The sequence below is a fragment of the Erwinia sp. V90_4 genome (genome assembly GCF_029967685.1).
GTDB classification, from domain to species: domain Bacteria; phylum Pseudomonadota; class Gammaproteobacteria; order Enterobacterales; family Enterobacteriaceae; genus Erwinia; species Erwinia aphidicola.
Map to the genome: position 1 here is coordinate 1 of NZ_JASCAQ010000060.1, position 26,055 is coordinate 26,055.

Genomic DNA, 26,055 nt, shown 5'->3' on the forward strand with positions numbered 1-26,055 from the left:
ACAGGGATGTATTCATGCCGGTGCGGAAAGCAGCCCTCCCTCCTGAAACCGGGCACCTCTCATCCAGCGATAAAATTCAGAACAATTTTTTCTGGGGATACCTCAGGGGGCGACCTTCTTTTTTGCTCGACACAATTTCGGTCAGTCCGTTATAACGCCAGCTGCATCAATAACGTATCGCGCCATTCGCCGTGCTTAAACCCGACTTTACGGAAGTTGCCGACAATCTCGAAGCCCATTTTTTTATGCAGACTGACCGAACCCGCATTGCGCTCGCCGTTGCCGATAATCGCCAGCATCTGATGATAATTGCCCAACTGGCAGCGGGCAATCAGCGCCTGCATCAGAGCCGTACCTACGCCTCGTCCCGCCATTTCGGCATCGATATAAACCGAGTCCTCAATGGTGAATCGGTAGGCGGGGCGCGGGCGATATTGGGTGGCATAGCAGTAGCCGACTACCGCGCCGTCGATTTCGGCCACCAGCCACGGCAGGGCGAATGAGTGCACCTTAGCCAGCCGGGCGGCCATTTCTGCGGCATCGGGCGGGATCTCTTCAAACGAGCCGCAGCCGTGCAGCACGTGCCAGGCATAGATACGGGTAATAGCGTCAATATCGGCAGGTGCGGCATCGCGCACTACCATGGCAGAACCGGGAAGGGACATCATTGCTCCATGCACTTTTTTTTATTCAGTTTGCCACTGGCGGCTGAAGTTGCGGTCATAGATTATTCTTATGACGGCGAACAGGTTTTTACATCGCAAATCCTATAGTCCCGGCCAGGGCAAAAGCATAAACTAGCCGGCAAATTGACTGGCGCATCGCAGCGTCTACTTCAGTATCAGGAACCTTTTTCATGTCTGGCTTGTTAACTTTTCTTCGCATCTGTCTGCTGGCGCTGGTCGCACTCTCCCCGCAGCTGGTGCTGGCTGCCGATAATAGCGATTCGCAGCAAACTGAGGATGCCGCACCGAAGGTCAATGCGGCCGTCGAACTGCCAAAAATGCAGAAAGTGCTGGATAAAATCAAGCAGCAGGTTTCAGGCGAGACTAACGACAGCAAGCTCAGCGCGCTAAATGATATGGCGCTGGAGCTGTCCGGCGATGCCGATACCCTGGTCCAGAGCATTACCCCGCAGCGTGCGCAGCTGCAGGCGCAGCTGGCGGTGCTTGGCCCGGCCCCCAAGGCCGACAGCGGGGTGAAAGAGACCGCTGAAGTGACCAGCAAGCGTACCAAGCTGGAAAACCAGAAAAGCAAAATGGACGACCAGATCAAGCAGGCCGAAGCGATTAAAAGCGGCTCGATTAATCTGTCGGCACAGATTGTTAACCTGCGACGCGACGCGCTGAAAACCCAGCTGGCGCTCAACGCAGGCAGCATCTTTGGCCCGCGCTTCTGGGCACCGCTGTTCAATACCCAAAGCGATGACAGCAGCAAGATCGGTGATTTTGTCGATGAGCTGACGTCAACCGCCGCGCTCTCCTGGGAACCTGGCTGGCGTTTAGGCACGCTTGCCTGGCTACTGGCTGCCGTGCTGGTCGCCACGCTGGGCCGCCGTTACCTGGAAGAGTTCCTCGCCTGGGTCGGCATCCATCATCTGCCGGAAGGGCGCCTGCGCCGCAGCTTCCTTGCGGCCGCCACCGCGATGACCACGCTGGCTGCCGTGGTGCTGGCGTTTAACTTCCTCGACCAGGCGTTTACCCGTCACGATGAAGTGATCGATGACGTGCGCGACTTCGCCGATAAGCTGGTCGGCCTGAGTATTTTCTGCGGGCTGATTGCCGGGCTGGGGCGCGCTTTCCTCTCCACGCGCCGCCCGTCCTGGCGCCTGCCCAATATCTCTAATGAAGTGGCAATGGCGTTAAAACCTTTCCCGCCGCTCACTGCCGCGCTGGTGTTTATCTTCCAGACGGTGGAAATTTTTAACAGCAGCGCCAACACCAGCGTCGGCACGACGATTTTTGCTAACGGCATGACCGCGCTGCTGATTGGCGCGACCGCGCTGTCGATCAGCATGCGCACTAACCGCGTGCGTCGCCGGATGATCCAGCAAGGGCAGCAGCCGGAGGCGAAGTCGACGCTGGTGGGCTTGATCCAGATGGCGCTGACGCTGATTGGCGTGGCGATTATGATTGCGCTGACGATCGGCTATATCACCATGGCGCGCTTCCTGAGCTACGAGCTGATCTGGATGGGGCTGGTGTTTGGCACCTTCTATATCTTCAGCCAGCTGGTAGCCGACGGCTGTGAAAGCCTGTTTTCGACCAACAATGCCACCGGTAAGCGTATCCAGACCTCGCTGAATATTGACGAGCGCCACCTGGGGCAGATTGCCGCGGTGCTGGGCGCTATCGGCAAAACCCTGCTGGTGCTGGCCGCTGCGATGGCGCTGCTCAACGGCACTTTCGGTAGCTCGACGCCGATTGAGCTGGTGCAGAAAGCCATTGAGTTTTGGGGCGGTAAAGGGCTGGAGTCGCTGAATATCGTGCCGGCGCATATGGTGAATGCGCTGATCTGCCTGGTGGTCGGTATCTGGGTGCTGCGCTCGGTGAAGCGCTGGCTGGAGCACGACTTCCTGCCGAAAACCACCATGGATACCGGCATGCGCGTCTCGCTGATCACGCTGTTCAGCAACATCGGCTTTGTGCTGGTGATCCTGATGACGCTGTCGATTATGGGCCTGCAGTGGAACAAACTGGCGTGGATCGTCAGCGCCCTGTCGGTGGGTATCGGTTTTGGTTTACAGGAGATAGTGAAGAACTTTATCTCTGGCCTGATCCTGCTGACCGAGCGCCCGGTGAAGGTCGGCGATCTGGTGAGCATCAGCGGTATCGAAGGCGATATTCGCCGGATTAACGTGCGCGCCACTGAGATCCAGCTCAGCGATAAATCGACGGTGATTGTGCCGAACTCGCAGCTGATCTCACAGAATGTGCGTAACGCCACCATGGGCAACGCGCAGGGCGTAGCGACCATTACGCTGACTTTCCCGCTGGATATCGACCCGCAGCAGGTACGCCAGCTGCTGCTGGATGTGTATAACGAAAACGAGCGCATTCTCGAGAACCCGGAGCCGTCGGTGTCGTTCAAAGACCTGACCACCAGCGGCATTGTGCTGTCGGTAACCGGTAACGTGGCCAGCCCGCGCCAGGTGAGCGGGGCGAAAAGCGATCTGCTGTTCGATATCCTTACCCGCCTGCGTAAAGAGGGCGTGGTACTCTCCACGCCGCAGACCATGATCATTGAACGCAAGAATGGTCAGATGGTATTGCAGGAACCGAAAGAAGAATAACCCGGCCCGTGATAATCCCTACGGGACGACCCTTTTTTCCGGTCGTCCCGCTCAGATCGGCAGAGGGTTGTGATTGTGGACTGTTATGGTTTATCGCATCCGCACTCACCCCAGTGTTTCGCACGCGTGGTTTTGCCAATCCCCGGATTAAAACTGTTGGTCGGGTCGAGCTGCTGGTAAAACGCCTTCAGCTGCGGCTTGGCCTTGTACAGATGGCCGACATTGTGCTCGGCCGGGTACTCCGCGCCGCGCGCCGCCAGAATCTCCAGCATCTTCTCTTTTAGCGCGTGCACATCCACGCCTTTCTTCACGATATAATCCTGATGGAACACGTGGCACAGGAAGTGGCCGTAGTAGAGGCGATGCGTCAGCGCCGCATCAAACTCCGGCGGCAGCCGCTCGAACCAGTCGCGGTCGTTGCGGCGCAGGGCGATATCCAGCGCCAGGATATCCTCCACCTCGGTATGGTGCACCGCGTGATAGCGCACCGCCGCACCCGCCGCCGCAAAGCGATGCAGGAACGCGTGCGCCCCCTCTTTGCCCGCACATTCGAAATATTCGCCTTCGGCCTGCTGGAAGAACGTTTGCAGATAGGCGCGCGCTTCCGCCACGCCCTCACCGGACATTTTCAGCATCAGGTGATGTTCAAAACGGTCGCGATACTGCTTCATGCGCGCGGGCAGATGCGAAGGTAGCAGCGCGGCCAGTTTCTGCAACAGGCGGTCGCTGAAGTGCGGCTTCAGCCACGGGATACGCGCCAGCAGCGCATCGGCACGTCCTTTCAGGGTGAAGAACAGCGGCATTTTGTCGGTACCGAGCTTGTCGATCATCACAAAGGTATCTTTGCCGTAGGTCTCGGCGATATCGAAAATATCGCGATGCATATATTCGCCCGCCACCGGCAGGTTACTGAAGTTAGCGAGCATATGGCGACGCAGCTGGTCGAGCACCGCCGTGTCGTTGGTGCCGATATAAAACACCTGCTGGGCGCTTTCACTGGCAAAGGTGTCAAGGCGAACGGCAAACAGCGCCAGCTTACCGGCGCAGCCGCTGGCTTCGAACAGGCGGCGTGCGTCGGCGTTAAAGCGGGAGGGGGTATCGGCATCAACATCGCGCACCCGCTCGGCGTAATCGGGGTCGGAGGCGTGGCGCTCATCGTGCTGCACGTCAGCGGGCTGCCAGCTTTCATCATCCAGCTTGCTGAGGATCTGCTCCGGCGAGCTGCCAAGTGCGATCCCCAGATGGTTAACCAGCTGCAGTTTGCCCTCGGCGGTGATCTGCGCATACATCGCCATCTCGCTGTAGGCCGGGCCGCGCTTCACCAGCGAGCCGCCAGAGTTATTGCATATCCCGCCCAGCACCGAGGCACCGATACAGGATGAACCGATCACCGAATGCGGTTCACGCCCCAGCGGCTTCAGCACTTTTTCCAGCTGATACAGCGTGCTGCCCGGGAAGGCCAGCACCTGCTTACCGCCGTCCAGCAGCTGAATTTTGTCCATGCGCAGGGTGCTGATAATCACGATATCGCGCGGATAATCATTGCCGTTCGGCGTGGAGCCTTCCGTCAGGCCGGTATTGGCCGCCTGCATCAGAATAATCACATCAGCGGCAACGCAGGCTTGCAGAATACGCCACTGCTCCAGCAGCGTGCCTGGAAACACCACGGCGAGGGCATCGCCTTCACCCGATCGGAAACCCTTACGGTAGCGTTCGGTTTTTTCCGGTTCGGTGAGCAGATGGTTGCGGCCAACGATACGGCCCAGTTCAGCAATCAGTTTTTGTGCGGCGGGTTGAGAGGTGTGCATGTCATGTCCTTGTCAGTATCACCGCTTTACTGTAGCACTCGTGAGCGAGCAATAAAGCCCGGGAGGCGAGCGCTGTGATTCATCACCTGAAAACTAGCTGCTATTCTCAAGGTATGACACACTGCACCCACTTGTTACCTCTGGGTAAAAAAAATCAAACAACCTAGTCACTTGAGAGAAAATCATCTGATGAAATGGATTTGTTCTGTCAGCCTTGCCGTCACTCTGTCTATGCAGCCCGCTTTTGCCGAAGAGCTTATCGGCCCGCATCAACTGACCCCGCAGGCGCGCGACGCTTTCGTCAGCGGGCTGCTGAAAAAAATGACGCTCGATGAGAAGATTGGCCAGCTCAGGCTGATCACCGTCGGCCCGGATAACCCGAAAGAAGCGATCCGCGACATGATCCAGCACGGTCAGGTCGGGGCGATTTTCAACACGGTGACGCGTCCCGATATCCGTGCGATGCAGGACCAGGTGATGCAGCTGAGCCGCCTGAAGATCCCGCTGTTCTTTGCCTATGATGTGATCCACGGTCAGCGTACCCAGTTCCCGATCCCGCTGGCACTGGCCTCCAGCTGGGACACCGATGCGGTGGCGCAGGTTGGGCGCATTGCGGCCTATGAAGCCGCCGATGATGGCCTCAACATGACCTGGGCGCCGATGGTCGATGTCACCCGTGAACCGCGCTGGGGCAGGGGGTCGGAAGGCTTTGGTGAGGATACTTACCTGGCGTCCGTGATGGGCCGCACCATGGTTAAGGCGATGCAGGGCAAAAGCCCGGCTGACCGCTACTCGGTGATGACCAGCGTCAAGCACTTTGCCGCCTACGGCGCGGTGGAAGGCGGGCGGGAATACAACACGGTGGATATGAGCCCGCAGCGCCTGTTCCAGGACTATCTGCCGCCGTACAAAGCGGCGCTGGATGCAGGCAGCGGCGGGGTGATGGTGGCCCTGAACTCGCTGAACGGCGTACCGGCCAGCGCCGACAGCTGGCTGCTGAAGGATGTGCTGCGCGATGAATGGGGCTTCAAGGGGATTACCATCAGCGACCACGGTGCGATCAAAGAGCTGATTCAGCACGGGGTGGCGCGTGACCCGCAGGACGCGGTGCGTATCGCGCTGCAGTCCGGCATTGATATGAGCATGAGCGATGAGTACTACAGCAAATATCTGCCGGGCCTGGTGAAAAGCGGCGCGGTGAGCGAGCAGGAGATTGATAACGCTGCACGTCACGTGCTCAATGTGAAATATGATATGGGCCTGTTTAATGACCCGTACAGCCACCTCGGGCCGGTGGGGAGTGACCCGGCGGATACCAATGCCGAAAGCCGCCTGCACCGCGCTGAAGCACGCGATGTTGCGCGCAAGAGTATGGTGCTGCTGAAAAACCGTCTGGAGACGCTGCCGCTGAAAAAATCCGGCACCGTGGCGCTGATTGGCCCGCTGGCCGACAGCCAGATTGATATTATGGGCAGCTGGTCCGCCGCGGGCGTCGCGAAGCAGTCCGTGACGCTGCTGCAGGGGATGAAAAATGCCACCGCCGGCAAAGCCACGCTGCTGTATGCCAAAGGGGCAAACGTCACCGACGATAAAGGCATTCAGGACTTCCTGAATCTGTATGAGAAGGCCGTCACCATCGATACGCGCACGCCGCAGCAGATGCTGGACGAAGCCGTTGCCACCGCGAAAAAAGCTGATGTGGTGGTGCTGGCGGTTGGTGAAGCGCGCGGCATGGCGCACGAAGCCTCCAGCCGGACGGACCTGACGTTGTCCCACAGCCAGCTGCAGCTGATTGATGCGGTGAAAGCCACGGGTAAACCGATCGTGATGGTGCTGATGAATGCCCGCGCGCTGGCGCTGACCCACCAGCTTGAGCAGTCGGATGCGATGCTGGAAAGCTGGTACCCTGGCACCGAAGGTGGTAATGCGATTGCCGACGTGCTGTTCGGTGACTACAACCCGTCGGGCAAGCTGCCGATGTCCTTCCCGCGTTCCGTCGGCCAGATCCCGATTTATTACAACCACCTGAATACCGGCCGCCCGTATAACTATGAGAAGCCGAACAAATACACCTCTCACTATTTCGACGAGGCGAACGGCCCGCTGTTCCCGTTCGGCTATGGGCTGAGCTACACCACGTTCACGCTGTCGCCGGTGAAATTGTCGTCCGCAACGATGGCGCGTAACGGCACGGTCAATGCCAGCGTGACGGTCACGAATAGCGGTAAGGTCGACGGCGCCACGGTGGTGCAGCTCTACCTGCGCGACGAAGTGGCGAGCATCAGCCGCCCGGTGAAGGAGCTGAAGGGCTTCCAGCGCATTATGCTGAAGGCTGGAGAATCACAAACCGTGACCTTCCCGATTGACGTCAGCGCGCTGACCTTCTGGAATGCCAGAATGCAGCAGGTGGCCGAGCCGGGTAAATTCAGCGTGATGATCGGGCTGGATTCAGCGCGCACCGTCGATGCGGAATTTGATTACCTGTAACGAGGGTCGGGCATACCTGAACGACGGGGCGGGCATGCCCGCCCCCTACGCGCCCGGTTTAAGGAATAGCATCATGGTCACTATGCGCGATAAAATTCAGCAGCAGGTCTTCCGCTTAAACGGCCTGTCGCTGAATGAATTTGACCTGTCAAAGCCGATGGGTGACCCCGGCCTTTACGGGCCGGACAGCGTGATCTGGCGCGTGCACGGTGACTTTACCTCCATGCTGTGCGGCGGCATCTGCGCGCTGCTGCTGCAGATGCTGCATCCGCTGCCGCTGGCGGGCGTCTGGGATCACTCCACTTTTCGCGAAGATATGATGGGGCGGCTGCGGCGTACCAGCCAGTTTATCGCCGTCACCACCTTCGGCAACACCGCCGATGCTCATATCCTCATCGAGCGCGTTAAGCGCATTCACCTGAAGGTCAGTGGCGTCGACGCGCACGGTCAACCCTATGAGGCCAGCGATCCGCAGCTGCTCACCTGGGTTCACGTTGCGGAGACCAGCAGTTTCCTCGCCGCGCACCTGCGCTATAAAAATCCGCAGCTCAGCCTGGGCGAGCAGGATCGTTACTACGCCGAGGCCGCAGTGGTTGCCGAAGCGCTCGGCGCGCAAAACGTGCCCAAGAGCGTGGCGGCCGTCGAAGGGTATCTGCAGGCGATGCGTCCGCAGCTGCGCTGCGATGAACGCACGCGGGAAGTGCTCTCCCTGCTGATGAACGCCCCGGCCCCAAGCTGGCAGGCGCGCCCGGCAATGAAAGCGATAATGACCGCGGGCATTGAGCTGCTGCCTGACTGGGCTTTACAAGACTTTGGCCTGCATTTTTCCCCGATAAAGCGCCGGATTATTCACGGGCGTATTCATACTCTTGCCGCGCTGCTGCGCTGGGCTATTCAACGCGGCGCCTGGCAGCGTGCCATGGCGCGCGTTGGGCGTGAGTATTAATCATCATAAGGATATCATCATGAAAAAAATCGTTACCGTGTCGCTGTTGCTGCTGAGCGGAAGTGCCAGCGCCGCAGGCATCCTGCGTCAGGATCTGGATACTCAGCTGGAAAACTGTCAGCAGCAGGCGGTCAGCACCCTGGCCAATCTGCAATGCTATGACGCGGCGAATAAAGCCTGGGATGCCGAGCTGAACAAGCAGTATAAGCTGCTGCTGGCCGGGCAGTCAGCGGCGGCACAGAGCGCGCTGAAAGCCTCGCAGCGTGCCTGGGTTAGCTATCGCGATAGCTACTTTGAGGGGATGAATAAGTACTATCAGCAGCAGCAGGGGACTATCTGGGGCCTGGTGGCGTCGGAGTCAAAGCTGAACGTGGTTAAAGAGAAGGCGCGCGATCTGTATCGCCTGCGCAACAGCACCCATATGGAAGGGTAGGCGTTCAACCCGGGTCAGGCATGCCTGACCCCTACGCTTATGTTGCCCGGGCATGCCTGGCCCCTACGCTTTTGTTGCCTGGGCATGCCTGGCCCCTACGCTTTTGTTGCCTGGGCATGCCTGACCCCTATGCTTATGTTGCCCGGGCATGCCTGACTTCACGCACAGCGGGTCCCGTAGGGGCGAGGCATGCCTCGCCCACATCGTTATATGCCACCCTCGCAGCCATTTTGAGACTTTTACCCTTGCCTCCGGCGGCCTTCAGGCGCCATCCTCTCTTAATATCCTGGCCTATGCTTCAGGAATGGATCCCGCCACACACCGTCGAGGCGTTATGACACAGCCCTACCCGATTGCTGAAGTCACCAATCAGCAACAGACGCTGATCGCGATAGTCGAACAGGATGCGCGCACAGCCTATTTCTATATCTGGCCGGCCGAAGGCTTCCGCACCCAGTTTGCCGTGCGCGGCTGCTGGCTGCGCAACCTGCTGCCTGCGCCCATGCAGGAAGATGTCGAAGCGATGCAGCAGGGCACGCCGCCGCTGCTCAGCGCCGAATATTGCCGTACGCTGGAAGCCGAACCGATGCTGGATCCGGCCGGATTGCAGATTGTCTGGGAACCGACGGATGACGGTGCTGCCGTCTGGTATCAGGGCCAGCTGCTGGCCGTGATCCCCGGCTGGAGCCTGTATCAGGATAAGCAGGTCAGTTACTCCGCCAGCTGCATCAAAGCCAACCGCCTCACCGCGCCGCTCGGATCCGCATCCACCAATGAGTACTACGCCGCCGCGCAGCAGCACCGACAGTTCTGGCGCGACTGGCACGACGGCCAGCTGTGGGAGCCTATCCAGCAGGAGATGCTGCAGTGCTATGAAGCGCAGTATGGCGAGTCGCTGAAGTATTACTCCATCGATCAGGGTAACTGGCCGCCGATGGCGATCTCGCAGCACTACCACGAGGGCTGCTGGTATTTCCTGACCCTGGGCATGAGCATTCGCCCGATGCCGTGGGTCGATTTTCTCTATGAAGATCTGGCGCCGCAGTATCGGCGCGCCGAGCTGGCGCTGGCGATCGATGCACAAGTGATGACCGAAGAGAATGCGGTTCAGATGGCCAGCGCGCTAGCCGGATTCGCACATGTGCCCTGGGCACGCCTCAGCTGGCTGGGCGAGGGGCACACTCTGGAGTCGTCGGTGGCACCGATGGGCTTTGAGGGCTTTATTCTCTCCAGCGCGCTCGGGCGCGAAAGCGGACAGTTCCCGCTGCCGAAGCGCGAGGGTGAGAAGGTGAATCTGCTGTGGGCGGCCCCGGTCACCACGCTGGAGCGCGAGTTTGCCCAGGCGGAAGAAGATGGCGGACTGCAGCTGGTCGCACGCCTGCTGCAGTACGGCAGCGGCCATATTTTCCGCGCCCGCCAGCAGGTGGTTGAAGCCGGGGAGTGATCCCCCGCTGCGCTGTTTGTTAAATTTGTGAAGTCTGTCACTCAAGTAATTCATTAACACGCCGTTAACACGATCAGGCAATTGTGCCTTTTTCGTGTTGAGTGGTGTGCTCATGTTTAAAACAACCCAGGCCAGATTTACCCTGCTGATCGTCAGCTTCTTTGTGTTACTGCTGCTGATCACCGTGGTGGTGATCAAACTGTTTGTAGCGCCTCAACTCGCGACCAATGAGAGTCGTCTGGTGCGCTACGAGGTAGAAACTATCGGTGCCAGCATCACGGAAATGATGAATCGCGTGCAGGCACAGCAGCGCAGTATTACCGAGTCCGTTGCCGTGCTCGACAGCAACAATATTGATGCCGTGCTCCCCGCGCTGGTGAATCAGTATCAGGACGTCGACGTGTTTGGCGGCGGCGTCTGGCCGCTGGCGCGTCAGCGCGATCCCGCGCGCGACAAATTCAGCAGTTTCTTCGCCCGCGACAGCAGCAACAAGCTGCAGGTCAACACCTACTGGAACTCCGCCGAGGCGCCTAATTACTACGAGCAGTCGTGGTACAAGGATGGCATGGCAGCGGCAAAGGGCCAGTGCGCCTGGGCTAAAGCCTATCAGGATGCCGCCAGCCCGCAGCCGCGCACTAACTGCGCCATGGCGATTTATCGCGACGGCAACGCGTGGGGCGTCGCGACTATCGACGTGACGCTGGGCTTCTTTAACCATCTGGCGAAGCAGATGGGCGAAGCCATTCACGGCACCACGCTGATTGTTGAAGCGGACGGCAAAGTGGTGGGGGATGCCAGCCTGGTCGACGGCGCGCCAAAACTGCGCAATCTGTCGGAGCTGAACACGCCGATGGCGAGCGCACTCAGCCAGATGCTGGGCAAAGTCAGCGGCAGTGAGCCGCAGCAGAGCAGCTATGATGGCGAAGACGGCAGCCATACGCTACTGGTGCAGCAGATCGGCGGCAGCCCGTGGTTCCTCGCCAGTGATGTGCCGAGCGCGCTGTTAGCGCAGCAGACCAGCTCGATTCTCACCCGCCTCGGCCTGGTCCAGATCCCGCTGGCTGTTGTACTGCTGCTGGTGCTGCTCGGCTTTATTCGCGCCATGATGAAGCGCCTTAGCGGGCTTAACGACAATATTCTGGCACTCTCCACCGGCGGTGCCGACCTTACCCAGCGCCTGCCAGCCAGCTCCAGCCCGGAATTCAACGCGGTGGCGCAGAGCTTCAACCAGTTTATCGCCAGTCTGCAGGGGCTGATGCGCCAGGTCGGTGACAGCGCGTTGGCGATTACCACCGCATCGCGTGAGATCGCCAGCGGCAACCTCGATCTCTCCGCCCGCACCGAAGAACAGTCCAGTTCGATTGTGGAAACGGCGGCGTCAATGGAGGAGTTGACCGGTACCGTGCGTCAGAATGCCGATAACGCCACGCATGCCAACCAGCTGGCGGCGGATGCATCGCAGGTGGCGGAACGCGGCGCGCAGGTGGTGCAGAGAGTGGTGTCGACGATGGGGGAAATTAACGTCTCGTCGCGCAAAGTGGTGGATATTATCAGCGTCATCGACAGTATCGCCTTCCAGACCAACATTCTGGCGCTCAACGCCGCGGTGGAAGCCGCACGTGCGGGCGAGCAGGGGCGCGGTTTTGCGGTGGTCGCTTCAGAGGTGCGTAATCTGGCGCAGCGCTCGGCGAACTCGGCGCGTGAGATTAAAAAGCTGATTGAGGAGTCGGTGGCGAATATCGACGAGGGCAGTCTGCTGGTGCAGCAGGCGGGTACCACGATGGACGAACTGATGAGCGGCGTCAGCAGCGTCAATACGCTGATGGCCGAGATTATGTCGGCCAGCCGCGAGCAGAGTATGGGGATCGATCAGATCAACACGGCCATCACCCAGCTCGACAGCACCACCCAGCAGAATGCCGCGCTGGTGGAGCAGGTCTCCGCCGCTGCGCAGGCGATGGAAGAGCAGAGCGTACAGCTGGAGCGCGTCGTCAGCAGCTTCAAACTGTAATTAAAGCCGCATCCGGCGCAGCCAGCGCCGGATACGCTTCTGCCGTTATTGTCACACACCGCACGATTTTATGCAGATCAATGTCGACTTCTTATGCCAGAATAGTGGCATTCGTCTTAAGGAGTCGGCATGTCTGCAATTGAAGTTATCCTCGTCGATCGCCACGATCGCCCCACGGGTAAAATGGAAAAAATGGAAGTACACGAAAAAGGCTTACTGCATCGGGCGGTCACCGTTTACGTGTTCAATTCCCGCCATCAGCTGCTGTTGCAGCAGCGCGCCAGCGGTAAATATCACTGTGGCGGGCTGTGGAGCAACACCACCTGCGGGCATCCTTACCCCCAGGAATCGACTCAGCATGCCGCTGAACGCCGACTGTATGAAGAGATGGGCTTGCGCCTGACGCTGCAACCGATGTTCGAACTGAGCTATAACCTGCCGCTCAGCAACGGGCTGACCGAGCACGAGTATGGCCACGTCTATTTCACCATCAGCGATGCTCTCCCGGTGGTTAACCCGGAAGAAGCCGACGGCTGGCGCTACAGTTCGCTGGCGGATATTCAGCGTGAAATTGACAGCCACCCGGAGCGCTTCACGCCCTGGTTCCTGTTCACTTTCGCCCGCATCCCGCAGGAATTTGCCCGTTTTGTCGGGCAGCAGTAAAACGCGCGTTACTCTTCAAGATAGAGCCCCATTCTCTCCGCCAGCGCCAGCAACTCCTCCACTACCGGGCGCTCAGTAATCTTATGCGTTTTACTTTCGCTGAGCAGCATAGTGCCGTCGATACGGTCACCAAACCACTTCGCACAGCGCGACGCGAGGACTCTCCCCGGCATATAACGTGGGGATCACCGTTCCGTCAGGGGTAAAAATGGGGCTGAAGCGGGCATTGCCGCTGACCGTGTTGTTAAAGCTGCTGCCGGAATAGCGCTGGCGGTGCACGCGACACAGCGTTGTGCCCGCCGGCAGGCTGAACGTATTGATTGCCACGGGGTGAGAAGGCGGGGCGAAACGTGAAACTCCCTTTTCGGACTGGCTCTCCTTAGCCATGCTGCGCCCCCTCTTTTGCCTGCCGTGCGGCGGCAATCACCGCTTGCGGATCGCTGCTCAGCAGATCTTTCGGCCGGCGACCGCCCAGCCAGCTATTGCTGCCGGCAAACCAGGCGGCCAGTGACCAGGGCGTGCGCGAGCCGTCAAAAATAGCCAGCACCTGTTTCACCGCCGGCAGCGGCTGCCAGGCTTCATCAAAAGCATAATCCGGGTAGCGGTCCTGACCTTCAACGCTGATGGCAAAGGTTCTGCCACGGCGTTTCCAGGCGTTGGGGCCGGCGCTGCGGTTGGCGTTAGTGAAATGTGCTTTGTCTGACAGTTCGCTGGAGCTGAGCCACTGCCCGTCCGCCAGAATGAATGCGCGCAGGTCCTCTTTGCGCTGCTCATTATTGATTCGATACTGTTCGAAACCGCTAAAGATACTGTCACTGTTTTTTGCCGTCGGCGTGGTTTTAGCCCCGGCACGTGATGGCATTAGCAGGTTCTGGGCGATTTCAAAAAAGGCCAATGCCAGCGAAGGATCGAGGCGGGGATTGCTAACCAGCTTTTCCAGCTTTTTACGCAGCGCATCGCGGGTCCCGTTTTTGGACGGCGCAGCATCTTTCAGCTGATCGACATTGATCACCAGATATTCAGCGCTCTCTTCAGCTGCCATGCTGCGCAGCTGCTGCCCGCTGAACAGGCTAACCGTTTCTGTTTGTGCTGCACTGTTTTTGGCTGACATCGATCACCCCGTCTGGATAGATTGCATATATTGAATATATCGCATATCCAACGGAGTGTCTAAACTTTCGCCAGCTTAGCAATTATTCAGGCGAAGTCTTCGGCATCGACATCTCTAACGCGTCGTGCGCCGAAGAAGTGATTTCAGTCATGATGTTGAGTTTTATGTTCGGGAGTAAACTCAGAGCATAACGGCCCGACTGGCAGAGAGAAATTCCAGCTGGTTATGTGTCACAACGAAATGATCAAAGCCGGGCGGCCGGGGATTACCGCCAGTGTTTGCGCTCAGGAACGAACGATGAAGGTGTATCCAGCCAGCATCACGCCGCCGATGCCACCAACGGCCATCAGCAGAAAAATAAACACCACACCAATTTTTTGCCAGTTCATAGCGAAGCCTGTTTTCTTAAGGGAGGGCGAAGTATAGCGCCTTCGCCCAGCGGAATTAAGCTGAAAGCGGCATTTTATTGCCCGCTGGCCGCCTGCTTAGAGAAAAACAGCGTGACGCGCGCCACTTCGACGCCGAACTTTTTCATCGAGGTGACGTTCATCAGGTGCTGCGCATCCTGCTGGTAAATCCAGTCGTCAAAGTTCAGCTTGTAGCTGCTGTCGTCGGTTTTCACCGTCATGGTATAGCGCCAGTTAAAGGCGTTGCCACGGGAGTGCCCCTGCGCGGTGCCGATAATATCCCCGGCGGTACCGACATAGCTGCCGTCGCTCAGGCGGCGGATATGCCAGACGCGCTGCTGCTTCTCGCCGTCGTCATAGACGAAGTGTTCATTCAGCGTCAGGGTATCGCCGACCACCTGGCCGTTAATGGTCACTTCAAAGCGGCGGATCTGTTTGCCGCTGTAGTCCTGTACCATCCCCCAGGCGCGCGAGTCGCCGTTGAACCAGCTGAAGATATCGATTTTCGGCTGGGCTTGCTGATAGTCCTCAATTTTGGCACCGCAGCCTGCAATCAGCAGGCTCAGCGTCAGCAGCAGGAATTTCCACATGGTTAACCTCCGGTCAGTTTCCGACGAATATCGGGATAGGTGGTGTTCGGCGCGAGCCAGATACCCAGGAAAGCATCACGGAACTCACGATTAAAATATGGGCCGATGGGTTTCATGGCGCCCTGCATCCCGGCGGGCTGCCAGTAAAACTGGCCGCCGTCGGCATCGGCAGTAAAGGCCAGCCGCGTACCGTCGCTGACGTCCGGCCAGATGTCACCAAGCTGCTGCAGCCACTGCTGTTGCTGGCTGCTGCTGCCGGTTTTCTGCGCCTGCCACTGCTCCAGCGTGGCGTCCAGCAACGCCTGGCGGGTGATATCGCGGCGGTAAACGATCACCAGGGAGACGGGCCACTGCTGCGGCTGCCAGCGCCCGTTCGGCGTCAGCAGCTGTGAGTCGTAGACGGTGAACGGTCCCCAGGTCAGCGTGGCCTGGCCGACCGTACGCCAGCTCAGCCAGTCAGCGGCCTGGACAAGGGGGGAGAGCAACAGCAGGAGCAGCAGTAATTTTTTCATCAGTCGCGTCCTGAAGCAGTTGTGACCTGTTTTATCGGGCTGACCGGAACAGAGGGTCAGCCCCTACAAAAAATCATCACTGTGGCAGGGGCCGATCATCTTTTCCGCTCGGCCCGTGGCTGGCACTCGCTGCAGCCGAGACAGGCAGACACCAGCGGCAGATAGATCGCCCAACCCACCGCCAGCACGCCAAACACCAGGAGCGCAGGCTGATGCAGCTGCATCGCGCCCAGCCGTTCCCCGACGAAATAAGCAAACGGGCCGCCCAGCGCCCCCACCAGCGCCAATAGCGGGGCACGTAAAGCAAAGCGCTGCTGTAGCAGCCACCACCAGCAGGCGAACACCAGCCACAGCGCCAGCATCCAGGGCGGGAAAAACGCAACGCCGCTAAAGCTGAACAGCCCGCTCCACAGCCACAGGCTGTCGAGGGCAACGCCACCCGCGGCCACCAGCAGCAGCCGGGCTTTTACCTCGCGCGGGCAGAGTAGCCACGCCAGCAGCGCCACCGCCGATAATGCCAGCCAGATGCGCTCGCGCAGCGCGACCGCCAGCCCCCAGTAGAGATCAAAGCCCAGGGTCAACAGCCAGAAGCGCCAGCGGCTCATGCGCGCTGCAGCGTCAGCTGGACAGTGCCAATGGTGTTGGAGCGGAAGCCCGCTTCGCAGTAGCACAGGTAATAGAGCCACATGCGGCGGAAGCGCTCGTCGAAGCGGCCCTGCGCCAGCTGCGGCCAGGCGTTGTCAAAGCGCCGCCGCCAGTGTTGCAGGGTCTGCGCGTAGTCATGGCCAAGCTCAAACTGGTCGAGCACGCTGAAATCACTGACGGCCTTCAGGGTCTTCTGCAGCAGGCTGACCGAAGGCAGGAAGCCGCCGGGGAAGATGTAGCGCTGAATAAAATCGACGCCGCGCGCGTAGCTGGCAAAGCGCTCCTCGCTGATGGTGATGGCCTGAATCGCCAGGCGTCCGCCCGGTTTCAGCAGCTGCTGGCAACGTTCGATAAACAGCGGAATATAGGCTTTACCGACCGCTTCGATCATCTCAATGGAGACGATTTTGTCGTACTGCCCGGTCAGGTTACGGTAATCCTCGCACAGCACCGTAACGCGGTCGCTTAGCCCGGCGGCGGCGATGCGCTGGCAGCTGTATTCATACTGCTCCTGCGAGATGGTGGTGGTCGTGACGCGGCAGCCGTATTCGCGCGCGGCATATTCGGCCATTGCCCCCCAGCCGGTGCCAATCTCCAGCAGGTGATCGTGCGGGCTAAGTGCCAGCTTGACGCACAGCCGCTTCATTTTGGCCTGCTGTGCCTGCTCCAGCGACATCTCCGGCTGCGGGAACAGTGCGCTGGAGTAGAGCATCTCTTCGTCAAGGAAGCTGGTATAAAAGTCGTTGCCGAGGTCATAGTGCGCGGCGATATTGCGTTTCGCCTGACGCACGTTGTTGCGGCGCAGGGCATGCACCAGCTGATTGAGCGGGGCGCTTATCCAGCTGAGGCGGGACTCCAGCTTATCGACGACGCGGCTGTTGTTCGCCAGCGTCAGGATCACCGCCGTCAGGTCCGGGGTCTCCCAGTCGCCGTCCATAAAGGATTCCGCCGCCGCGATACTGCCGCCGAACAGCACCCGGCGGTAAGCACGGCAATGATGCACCACCACTTCCGCCTGCAGCGCTGCCTGCTCGTCGCCGAAGAACTGGCTGCCCAGATAGGGATCGTGCAGCGTCAGCCCGGCACCCTCAATGTGCTGCAGCAGGGAGAAGACCACCCGGCGCGAAGCACAAAAACGTTTACCCGTTTTGCTGCGGGTGGTCAGGCTGATATCGCTGCCAGTCATCACTTATTTCTCCAGCTTGCTGTGGTCATATACAGGCGCACCTTTGCGCCAAAGTTTCCACGCCTGCCAGTAAATCGCCAGCGCGGTTCTCACGGTCATCATCGGGAAGCGCCAGAGGAAATGGCGCAGGGTTTGCCGGGTAAGCGGCTGGCGGCGCAGATGCAGGGTGGCATCAAACTCACGGCCTTCGCGGTGATTTTCAATATGCACCAGCAGCGATTTACCCGGCGGCGAGAGCCGCCAGTGGTAGATCATCTCCAGCGGATTAAACGGCGAGACGTGAAACACTTTTTCCGTGGTTTCGCTGCCGTCCGGTTTCACTGCATAGGTGTGTCGCTCATTCCACGGCGTGTTGCGCACTTCGGCCAGCATCCAGCGCAGGGTGTCGGCGTCATCGTACAGATAGTAAAAATTGACCGGGTTAAACGAGCAGCCGAAGTAGCGCAGCTGGGTCAGCAGCATTACCCGCCCGGAAAGCTGCTCGCCGGTGAGCTGGGCAATACGCGCCTGCGCCCGCTGCTTAATATCGCCACCACCGAGGTAGTCGTCGCTGCTGAAGCTGGCGGCGCGCAGGCGGCTGTGGCCAATGCCGACATTTTTCAGCAGCGGCAGCTCGTCGAGGTCAATCAACGGCATAAAGATCCGGTAGCTGAACTGGTGGTCGACCGGCGTAAAACGGCGGTGGCGCACGTGGCCGCTGTACAGCACGCTGTTCACAGCAGCTCCCCCTGTTCCATCGCCGCGATCACGTCGAGCGCGCTGCGGATGCCGTCTTCGTGAAAACCGTTATAGCTCCACGCGCCGCAGAACCAGCTGCGGTTGCTGCCATTGAGCAGCAGGCGCTGCTGCTGGGCGTGCAGGCAGTCGGGGCCAAACTGCGGATGATGGTACTCAAAACGGCGCAGCACTTTTGCCGGATCGATGGGCTGCGTGGGGTTCAGGCTGACGCAGAAAGTGTGCGGCGCTTTGATCCCCTGCAGGATATTCATGTTGTAGGTGACGCTGGCGCCCAGCAGCTCGTCTCCCGCCTGAGTGTCTTCCAGCCGGTAGTTCCAGCTGGCCCAGGCGGCGCGCGCTTTCGGTAACATACTAATATCGGTATGCAGCACCACTTCATTGGCGCGATAGGGGATGCCCGCCAGCATCGCCGCTTCGGCCCCGGAGGCATCGCCCAGCAATTGCAGCGCCTGATCGCTGTGACAGGCAAATATCACCTGGTCATAGCGCTCGCTGCCGCGTGCGCTTTCCAGCGTGACGCCGGCCTCATCGCGCAGGACGCGGGTCACCGCGGTGTTAAGATAGACAGCGATCTTCTCGCCAATCAGCTGCATCAGGCGGCGGATGTACTCGCGCGACCCGCCGGGGATGACGAACCACTGCGGGCGCTGCGCCAGATCGAGCAGGCCGTGGTGGTTAAAGAAGTGCAGAAACTGCGCCAGCGGCATGCGGCGCATCTCCGCCAGCGAGGTTGACCAGATAGCCGCGCCCATCGGCAAAATATAGTGCTGAGCAAAGAAGGCGCTGAAGCCGTGCAGACGGAGAAAATCATCCAGCGTCCCCTGATCCTGCTGGTGCTCCAGCCACTGCTTGCCGCAGCGGTTAAAGCGCACAATCTCAGCGAGGAAGCGGTAAAACGAGGGTTTTAACAGATTGCTGCGCTGGGCAAACAGGCTGGTCAGCGAGTGGCCGTTATACTCCAGCCCGCTGCGCTGATTGCGCACTGAAAAGCTCATCTCCGTTGGCTGACTCTCCAGCCCGAGCTCGGCCAGCAGCGCCAGAAAGCGCGGATAGGTGCGGTCGTTATAGACAATAAACCCGGTATCAATCGCCCAGCGTTTACCCGCCAGCTCGACATCCACCGTGGCGGTATGACCGCCAAGCGTTGGGCCAGCCTCGTACAGATGGACCTCAGCGCGCGCGGCAAGTTTCCACGCACAGCTAAGACCCGAAATACCACTACCAATAATTGCAACCCGCACGGGCTACCTCGCTATTCGCTGCGTGAGCAGGCGCTGAAGGGCAATGGGCAGGCGGGATGTGACCCGCAGAATAAAGGCAAACAGGCGGGGGAAAGCGATTTCCGCTTTGCCCTTCTCCAGACCGTGGCGAATAAAGCGCGAGGCCTGGACCACGTCGACAATCATCGGCATGGCGAAATCATTGCGCCGCGTCAGCGGGGTATCAACAAAGCCGGGCAGCACCAGGCTGATACCGACCTGCTGGCGCGAGACGTCCTGTGCCAGGCTGCGGGCGAAATAGGCCAGCGCGGCTTTCGATGCGCCGTAGGCTTCGGCCCGGGGCAGTGGCACCAGGCTGGCGGTGGAACCCACCAGCGCCACGCGGCTGCCGGGCTGCATCTGCGGCAGCAGGCTGTCGAGGCAGTTAATCGGGCCGCTAAAGTTAGTCTGCATCACGCGGTGGACTTTTTCCGCTTCCACCAGACCATGATCAAGGTATTCACAGGTGCCGGCGCACAGGATAGCGAGATCAACCAGCCTGTTGCTGAGGGCTGAACGCGTCTGCGCCAGATCGGTAATATCGAATTCGCACAGTTCAATTTGTGGATGCTGAACCTGCAGGGCTTCCAGCCGTTCGCGGTTGCGGCCACAGGCGGTGACGTGCCAGCCAGCGGCGGCATAATCCTGCGCCAGCTGCTGGCCAATGCCGGAACTGGCACCGGTAATCAGAACGCGTTTCATGGCTGTAGCCTCTTTTTGATCCGGTTGACCACTGAGCCCAGCAGCGGCAGCTTCTCATACAGCATTGCGCCCATATCGTAGTAGTCGCGCTGGAAAACGATCTTATCCGCGCGAAAGCGCAGATAGCTGCTGCCCTCCAGGCTCTGCTCCGCGCCGCGTTGTAGCGCCGGGTGGGCATACTCCATACGCCATAGCAGCAGGGCATCATTGTCGAACTCGCGCACCAGCGTGACGATAAAGCGGCAGTAGCGCATATTTTTTAGCAGTTCGGTAAAGTAGCGTTCAACCACCGCCAGCCCCTGATGTTCACCCACCGGATCGCACAGGCGAATATCGTGATGGTAAATCTGTGGCAGCTGCGTAAGACGGCTGCTGTCCAGCGTTTCATAAAATTCTACCAGCTGGTTCAGTGTCGCCTGTTGCGTCATGCCGTGCCCCTTCAATTACCGTGTGAGGTGATGGAGAATCCCTGTTCCTGCCAGTGAGCCAGCTGCTCCTGCTGGCGTTTGGTCAATGCTTTACCGGTGTAAACAAAGATATGCTGGCCGGGAAAGAGCTCAGGTCGCGGGGACTCCAGCGGTTCCGCCAGCACGTCAATACGCCAGCCCTGCTGCGCCAGGCGCCATGCTTCCATCCACAGCCGCGTGCGGTCGGTAATGCCCCAGCCTACCAGCAGGGCATCTTTACCTGCCTTCTTGCGCGAACCGGCTAAACAGAAGCAGATATAATCAATTAAAGCACCATCCAGCAAACTGCACATAGCGCGAGCCGTATTTTGATCCAGCCCCAGCCGTTGACGGATAGGAACAAAAACGTGATCGATAAGCGATTCGGCCGGATTTTCCTTGCCAATACTGGCAATTTTGACGCGTAATTTGGACGGGCGCACCATGCGCAGCACGACCATCAGTTCTTCCTGAAGGGTAAACCACCCATCATCAACATTAACGTTTTCGCCTTCCAGCAAGGCCTTAACTTTGCCGACCGGCACGCCGCTCTCTATCCAGCGCTTGATCTCCTCAATGCGCTCAATGTCTTCTTCGTCGAACTGGCGGTGGCCACCCTCTGTGCGCTGTGGCTTGAGCAGGCCATAACGACGCTGCCAGGCACGCAGCGTGACCGGGTTAATACCGCAGCGTTCGGCGACATCACCGATGCTGTACAGAGTCATGCATTACCTCTTACTGACTACATTCCTGACACCAACGTAACCAATTACGTCAGGTTGTACAATTTATTTATAGTTGTACAACTTGAAACTGTCAGGTTTTCCGGTTAAATCTCATATATGAGATTAATTCCCTAATATGAGAAGATAAAGTGAAACAGACTCCAACGGAACAGCGGCTTGCTCAGCGTCTGGCCGATCTGCGTGATGAAAAGGGCTGGTCGCTGGAGGTGTTGTCAGATCTTACCGGGATTAGCCGCGCTTCGCTATCGCGTATCGAGCGTGCTGAGAGCAGCCCCACGGCGGCACTGCTCAATCGCCTGTGCAGTGCCTATGGTTTAACCATGTCTCGCCTGCTCAGCGAAGTGGAACAGGGCGGGGTACAGCTTTTGCGTCCTGAACAGCAGAGCCTGTGGCGCGATGCGGAGAGCGGCTACCAGCGCCGCAGCGTCTCGCCTCCGGCGCAGGCGTTTCACGCAGAGCTGGTGGAGGCGCACCTCGAAGCCGGGGCGCGCATCGACTATGACATCCCGCCGGTGGCGGGACTGGAGCAGCATATCTGGATGCTGGATGGCGTGCTGGAACTGCGCATGAACGATCGGCAGTGGCGGCTGGAGAAGGGCGACTGCCTGCGCTTCCACCTGTTTGGTCAAACCTCTTTTCACGCGCCGGAAACCAGCGGCGCGCACTATGCCCTGGTGGTGGCCCGCTCATGAATGAACTCGAATATCAGTGGTTAGACGCACAGCAGGCTCATTCTGAGCAGGAGGCACTGTGCCGGGTACTGGACGGATGCGTGGCGCACGGTGCCAGCGTCGGCTTTGTCAATCGCGACCCGGCAGTGCTCAGCCGATTCTGGCAGGACGTGGTGCTGAGCCTGGCGTGCGGCGATAAACAGCTGCTGGTGGCGCGCCTGCAGGGGCGGATTGTAGCCACGGTGATGGTGGTGCTGGCGATGCCGCCTAACGGCGCGCACCGGGCGGAAATCGTCAAGCTGCTGGTGCATCCTGAAGCGCGGCGGCGCGGCATTGCCCGGGCGCTGATGCAGCAGGCAGAGGAGCGCGCGCGTGCCGCCGGGCGCAGCCTGCTGGTGCTGGACACCCGCAGTGGCGACGTTGCGGAACCGCTGTATGCCTCCCGCGGCTGGCAGGTCGCCGGGCAGATCCCGGACTATGCGCAGTCGGTAGCGGGGGAGAGAGAAGCCACAACGGTGATGTACAAGCGGGTCTGAAACGCCTGGCAAACTGCGAGCCGTCTCGGGAGAATAGTCATTGCAGGCTGACGCCACGGCAATACTGTGTAAAAATACAGCCTTGTTCAGCAGGAAGTGGTTGTCATGGCGTTAACTGTCGCGTTAAAAACGCAAATTGCCGGGTGGTATAAAGCCCTGCAACAGCAAGTCCCCGATTTTATTCCGCGTGCTCCCCAGCGGCAGATGATTGCTGAAGTGGCTAAAACGCTGTCGGGGGACGACGGTCGTCATCTGGCTATTGAAGCCCCCACCGGCGTGGGTAAGACGCTCTCCTACCTGATCCCCGGCATTGCCGTTAGCCGCGCTGAAGAAAAACCGCTGGTGGTCAGTACCGCCAACGTGGCGCTGCAGGACCAGATTTTCAGCAAGGATCTGCCGCTGCTGAAAAAGATTATCCCCGAACTGAAGTTCACCGCCGCCTTTGGCCGCGGGCGCTACGTCTGCCCGCGCAACCTGTCGGCGCTGGCGACGGACGAAGAGAATCAGGGCGATCTGCTGCTGTTTCTCGACGACGATATGACCGCCAGTAAAGATGAGCGCGCGATCTGCACCGAACTGGAAAAATCCCTTAAGCGCTATCAGTGGGATGGCCTGCGCGACCACAGCGCGGAAAATATCGAAGATTCGCTGTGGCAGCGCCTCAGCACCGATAAAGCCAACTGTCTCGGCAGTAACTGCAACTGGTTCCGCGAGTGCCCGTTTTACGTGGCGCGGCGTGAAATTGAGAACGCCGACGTGGTGGTGGCGAACCACGCACTGGTGATGGCGGCGCTGGAAACCGAATCGGTGCTGCCGCCGCCGAAGAACCTGCTGCTGGTGCTGGACGAAGGCCACCATCTGCCCGACGTGGCGCGTGATGCGCTCGAAATGAGCGGTGAGATCACCCCGGGCTGGACCATGCTGCAGCTTGACCTGTTCTGCCGCCTGGTGGAGCAGTGCCTCGCGCAGTTCCGCCCGAAGCGCCCGCCGCCGCTTAGCCACCCAGACAAACTGAAAGCGCACTGTGAAGAGGTGCGTGAGCAGCTGCAGATGCTGTCACAGATCCTCGGCCTGTACCTGCCGCCGGACGGCCAGGAGGGCGAGTACCGCTTTGAGATGGGCCTGCTGCCTGAGGAGATCCTCACCCTTTGCGCCCGCCTGTTCAAGCTCAGCGATGCGCTGCGCGGGCTGGCGGAAGGGTTGATGAACGACCTCAGCGAGAAGAGCGGCCAGTTTGACGTGGTGCGGCTGCAGCGCACGCTGATCCAGATGAATCGTGCGCTGGGCTGGTTTGAAGCCAGCAGCAAGCTGTGGCGGCTGGCGGCGATGGAGCAGGCTTCCGGTGCGCCGGTGTCAAAGTGGGTGGCGCGGGAGATCCGCGATGGCAATGCGCACCTGCTGTTTCACTGCGCCGGGATCCGCGTCAGCGATCAGCTGGAAAAGCTGCTGTGGCGTAAGATCCCTCACGTGGTGGTGACCTCCGCCACGCTGCGGTCCCTTAACAGCTTCCAGCGCCTGCAGGAGATGTCCGGCCTGAGTGAAAAGGCGGGCGATCGCTTTGTCTCACTCGACTCGCCGTTTAACCACGTCACGCAGGGCAAGCTGGTTATTCCGCAGATGAAATATGAGCCGATGCTGGCGAATGAAGTGATGCACCTGGCTGAAATGGCGCACTTTTTTCGCCAGCAGATCAAAGAGGCGCAGCACAAAGGGATCCTGGTACTGTTCGCCAGCAATCGGGCGATGCAGCAGTTTATCGCCTATCTGCCCGAGCTGCGCCTGATGATGCTGGTACAGGGCGACAAGCCGCGCCCGGCACTGGTGGCGCTGCACCGCAAACGCGTAGAGCAGGGCGAAACCAGCGTGCTGGTAGGGTTACAGTCGTTCGCCGAAGGGCTGGATCTTAAAGGTGACCTGCTATCCCAGGTGCATATCCATAAAATTGCTTTCCCCCCGGTCGACAGTCCGGTTATTTTGACCGAGGGCGAGTGGCTGAAAAGCCTTAAGCGCTATCCGTTTGAAGTGCAGAGCCTGCCGAGCGCGTCGTTTAATCTTATCCAGCAGGTTGGCCGCCTGATCCGCAGCCATGACTGCTTCGGCGAGATTATTATTTATGACCGCCGTCTGATCAGCAAAAGCTATGGTGCGCGCCTGCTGGGTGCGCTACCGGTATTCCCAATAGAGCAGCCGCCCATGCCGGAGGGCGAGCTGCCGAAAGCCGTGACGCCTGCCGTGAGGCCAAAACCCGCAGGCAGGCGGCGTCGTTAATCGAGACAACCAGGCATGAGCATGGAATATAACAAGATTATTAAAGAGGTCGGGCGCGGCAAAAATCACGCGCGCGATATTGATATTGATACCGCCCGCGACCTGTATCGCCAGATGCTGGCCGGCAACGTGCCCGAGCTGGAGCTAGGCGGGATCCTGATTGCGCTGCGCATCAAAGGTGAAGGCGAAGAGGAGATGCTCGGCTTCTACCAGGCGATGCAGGAGCAGATGCCGCGGTTGAGGCCGCCTGCGCACCTGCCTATGCCTGTTGTCATCCCCAGCTATAACGGTGCACGCCGTCAGGGCAACCTTACGCCGCTGCTGGCGCTGCTGCTCTCTCGCCTCGGTTTCCCGGTGCTGATGCATGGCGTTAGCGACGATCCGACTCGCGTTACCAGCGAAGCGGTGTTCGCCGCACTGGGTATCGCGCCGGTGGCTTCAGCGGCTGAAGCGCAGGCGAAGCTGGACGCCGGTGAACTGGCGTTTATCACCATCGGAACGCTGTGCCCGGCGATGGAGCAGCAGCTCTCGCTGCGCTGGCGTATGGGAGTGCGCAACAGCGCCCATACGCTGGCCAAGCTGGCGACGCCGTTTGCCGAGGACGCTGCGCTGCGCCTCGCCAGCGTATCGCACCCGGAATATATCCCGCGCGTCGGTAAGTTCTTCAGCGATATAGGCGGGCGCGGGCTGCTGCTCAACGGCACAGAAGGGGAGGTTTACGCTAACCCGCAGCGCTGCCCGTCAATCAGCCTGATTGCCGGTGCACAGCCGGAACAGCTGCTGGGGCGCCAGGATGAGCGGGTGCTGAGCGACGGTGCGTTGCCGGAGGCAAAGGATGCCGAAACCACCGCCGCGTGGATCCATCGTTGCCTGGCACAGGAAGTCCCGGTGCCGCAGTCGCTGCGGCTGCAGATCGCCTGCTGCTACCTTGCCACCGGGCGCGCCGCGGATCTCGATGGGGCGTTAGAATTGATTGCTCAGGCGGGGTATTAATAGATCGGGTCAGGCATGCCTGACCCCTACGAAACCTGTAAGGCTGGCGTAGGGGCAAAGGCAAGCCTCGCCCCGATTGAGCGGCGGGATTTACGCGGGGAATATGGCCGTTCTGTACATTGTCTTGTGTCGGGGCGGACCCTGTTTTTCGCTCCGCCCGC

General features: G+C 59.7%; 25 protein-coding genes. 11 read left to right on the forward strand and 14 right to left on the reverse strand.

The window, feature by feature from the left end; translation table 11 throughout:
• Positions 1-149: 149 nt before the first annotated feature.
• The gene (locus QLG07_RS17605) at positions 150-668 is read right to left on the reverse strand and encodes a GNAT family N-acetyltransferase (RefSeq protein WP_282469787.1); all 519 of its coding nucleotides are present in this window, start codon (positions 666-668) and stop codon (positions 150-152) included.
• A 188-nt stretch (positions 669-856) separates the two neighbouring features.
• On the opposite strand from QLG07_RS17605, the gene QLG07_RS17610 reads away from it, so the two are divergent.
• The gene (locus QLG07_RS17610; RefSeq protein ID WP_282469788.1) at positions 857-3,292 is read left to right on the forward strand and encodes a DUF3772 domain-containing protein; all 2,436 of its coding nucleotides are present in this window, start codon (positions 857-859) and stop codon (positions 3,290-3,292) included.
• An 83-nt stretch (positions 3,293-3,375) separates the two neighbouring features.
• Here QLG07_RS17610 and dld read toward each other — a convergent pair whose 3' ends face one another.
• Entirely contained in the window at positions 3,376-5,100 is a 1,725-nt protein-coding gene (gene dld / locus QLG07_RS17615; RefSeq protein WP_282469789.1) for a D-lactate dehydrogenase, read from the reverse strand.
• Positions 5,101-5,289: 189 nt separating this feature from the next.
• On the opposite strand from dld, the gene bglX reads away from it, so the two are divergent.
• The 6 genes from bglX (at position 5,290) to idi (ending at position 13,084) form a co-directional block, all read left to right on the forward strand.
• The gene (gene bglX, locus QLG07_RS17620) at positions 5,290-7,587 is read left to right on the forward strand and encodes a beta-glucosidase BglX (protein ID WP_282469790.1); all 2,298 of its coding nucleotides are present in this window, start codon (positions 5,290-5,292) and stop codon (positions 7,585-7,587) included.
• A 73-nt stretch (positions 7,588-7,660) separates the two neighbouring features.
• Positions 7,661-8,533, forward strand: a complete 873-nt coding sequence (locus QLG07_RS17625) for an oxygenase MpaB family protein (protein ID WP_048916642.1) — start codon at positions 7,661-7,663, stop codon at positions 8,531-8,533.
• A gap of 19 nt (positions 8,534-8,552) precedes the next feature.
• Positions 8,553-8,966 carry a lysozyme inhibitor LprI family protein gene (locus tag QLG07_RS17630; RefSeq protein WP_048916641.1) on the forward strand — a complete coding sequence of 138 codons (414 nt, stop codon included), beginning with the start codon at positions 8,553-8,555 and terminating at the stop codon, positions 8,964-8,966.
• A gap of 334 nt (positions 8,967-9,300) precedes the next feature.
• A complete protein-coding gene (locus tag QLG07_RS17635; protein WP_099753723.1) occupies positions 9,301-10,410 on the forward strand; it encodes a suppressor of fused domain protein in 1,110 nt (369 codons plus the stop codon).
• Between the two features lie 112 nt (positions 10,411-10,522).
• Entirely contained in the window at positions 10,523-12,421 is a 1,899-nt protein-coding gene (locus QLG07_RS17640; protein ID WP_282469791.1) for a methyl-accepting chemotaxis protein, read from the forward strand.
• A 129-nt stretch (positions 12,422-12,550) separates the two neighbouring features.
• Positions 12,551-13,084, forward strand: a complete 534-nt coding sequence (gene idi, locus QLG07_RS17645) for an isopentenyl-diphosphate Delta-isomerase (protein ID WP_282469792.1) — start codon at positions 12,551-12,553, stop codon at positions 13,082-13,084.
• 126 nt (positions 13,085-13,210) lie between these two features.
• On the opposite strand, the gene QLG07_RS17650 is transcribed toward idi, so the two are convergent.
• The 12 genes from QLG07_RS17650 to QLG07_RS17705 all read right to left on the reverse strand — a co-directional run bounded on the left by QLG07_RS17650 (position 13,211) and on the right by QLG07_RS17705 (position 21,405).
• Positions 13,211-13,471 (reverse strand): RES domain-containing protein, encoded by a 261-nt coding sequence (locus tag QLG07_RS17650; RefSeq protein ID WP_282469793.1) that lies wholly within the window; start codon positions 13,469-13,471, stop codon positions 13,211-13,213.
• A complete protein-coding gene (locus QLG07_RS17655; protein WP_282469794.1) occupies positions 13,464-14,195 on the reverse strand; it encodes an integrase in 732 nt (243 codons plus the stop codon). Before QLG07_RS17655 ends, QLG07_RS17650 begins: the two co-directional genes overlap by 8 nt.
• A 284-nt stretch (positions 14,196-14,479) precedes the next feature.
• Entirely contained in the window at positions 14,480-14,584 is a 105-nt protein-coding gene (locus tag QLG07_RS17660) for a protein YohO (RefSeq protein WP_099753719.1), read from the reverse strand.
• A 74-nt stretch (positions 14,585-14,658) separates the two neighbouring features.
• On the reverse strand, positions 14,659-15,192 hold the full coding sequence (locus QLG07_RS17665; RefSeq protein WP_048916635.1) for a DUF3833 domain-containing protein: 534 nt from the start codon (positions 15,190-15,192) through the stop codon (positions 14,659-14,661).
• Between the two features lie 2 nt (positions 15,193-15,194).
• Complete coding sequence (locus QLG07_RS17670; protein WP_282469795.1) at positions 15,195-15,704, reverse strand: hypothetical protein; 510 nt, start codon at positions 15,702-15,704, stop codon at positions 15,195-15,197.
• A gap of 95 nt (positions 15,705-15,799) precedes the next feature.
• The gene (locus QLG07_RS17675) at positions 15,800-16,309 is read right to left on the reverse strand and encodes a DUF2878 domain-containing protein (RefSeq protein ID WP_282469796.1); all 510 of its coding nucleotides are present in this window, start codon (positions 16,307-16,309) and stop codon (positions 15,800-15,802) included.
• Positions 16,306-17,535, reverse strand: a complete 1,230-nt coding sequence (locus QLG07_RS17680) for a cyclopropane-fatty-acyl-phospholipid synthase family protein (protein ID WP_048916670.1) — start codon at positions 17,533-17,535, stop codon at positions 16,306-16,308. The genes QLG07_RS17675 and QLG07_RS17680 overlap by 4 nt, the downstream gene beginning before the upstream one ends.
• A 3-nt stretch (positions 17,536-17,538) precedes the next feature.
• On the reverse strand, positions 17,539-18,252 hold the full coding sequence (locus QLG07_RS17685; RefSeq protein ID WP_048916632.1) for a DUF1365 domain-containing protein: 714 nt from the start codon (positions 18,250-18,252) through the stop codon (positions 17,539-17,541).
• Positions 18,249-19,514, reverse strand: coding sequence for an FAD-dependent oxidoreductase (locus QLG07_RS17690; RefSeq protein WP_282469797.1), 1,266 nt, complete (start codon positions 19,512-19,514; stop codon positions 18,249-18,251). The genes QLG07_RS17685 and QLG07_RS17690 overlap by 4 nt, the downstream gene beginning before the upstream one ends.
• Positions 19,515-19,517: 3 nt before the next feature.
• The gene (locus QLG07_RS17695; protein WP_048916630.1) at positions 19,518-20,234 is read right to left on the reverse strand and encodes an SDR family NAD(P)-dependent oxidoreductase; all 717 of its coding nucleotides are present in this window, start codon (positions 20,232-20,234) and stop codon (positions 19,518-19,520) included.
• Positions 20,231-20,662, reverse strand: coding sequence for a nuclear transport factor 2 family protein (locus QLG07_RS17700; protein WP_282469798.1), 432 nt, complete (start codon positions 20,660-20,662; stop codon positions 20,231-20,233). Before QLG07_RS17700 ends, QLG07_RS17695 begins: the two co-directional genes overlap by 4 nt.
• 11 nt (positions 20,663-20,673) lie before the next feature.
• Positions 20,674-21,405: a MerR family transcriptional regulator gene (locus QLG07_RS17705; protein ID WP_048916628.1), complete on the reverse strand. Its 732-nt coding sequence runs from the start codon at positions 21,403-21,405 to the stop codon at positions 20,674-20,676.
• A 149-nt stretch (positions 21,406-21,554) separates the two neighbouring features.
• Here QLG07_RS17705 and QLG07_RS17710 point away from each other — a divergent pair, with 149 nt between their 5' ends.
• The 4 genes from QLG07_RS17710 to ybiB all read left to right on the forward strand — a co-directional run bounded on the left by QLG07_RS17710 (position 21,555) and on the right by ybiB (position 25,894).
• Positions 21,555-22,118 (forward strand): XRE family transcriptional regulator, encoded by a 564-nt coding sequence (locus tag QLG07_RS17710; RefSeq protein WP_282469799.1) that lies wholly within the window; start codon positions 21,555-21,557, stop codon positions 22,116-22,118.
• Entirely contained in the window at positions 22,115-22,633 is a 519-nt protein-coding gene (locus QLG07_RS17715; protein ID WP_187498236.1) for a GNAT family N-acetyltransferase, read from the forward strand. The genes QLG07_RS17710 and QLG07_RS17715 overlap by 4 nt, the downstream gene beginning before the upstream one ends.
• A gap of 105 nt (positions 22,634-22,738) precedes the next feature.
• The gene (gene dinG, locus QLG07_RS17720) at positions 22,739-24,901 is read left to right on the forward strand and encodes an ATP-dependent DNA helicase DinG (protein ID WP_099753713.1); all 2,163 of its coding nucleotides are present in this window, start codon (positions 22,739-22,741) and stop codon (positions 24,899-24,901) included.
• Between the two features lie 21 nt (positions 24,902-24,922).
• Positions 24,923-25,894, forward strand: coding sequence for a DNA-binding protein YbiB (gene ybiB, locus QLG07_RS17725; protein WP_282469800.1), 972 nt, complete (start codon positions 24,923-24,925; stop codon positions 25,892-25,894).
• Positions 25,895-26,055 lie beyond the last annotated feature (161 nt).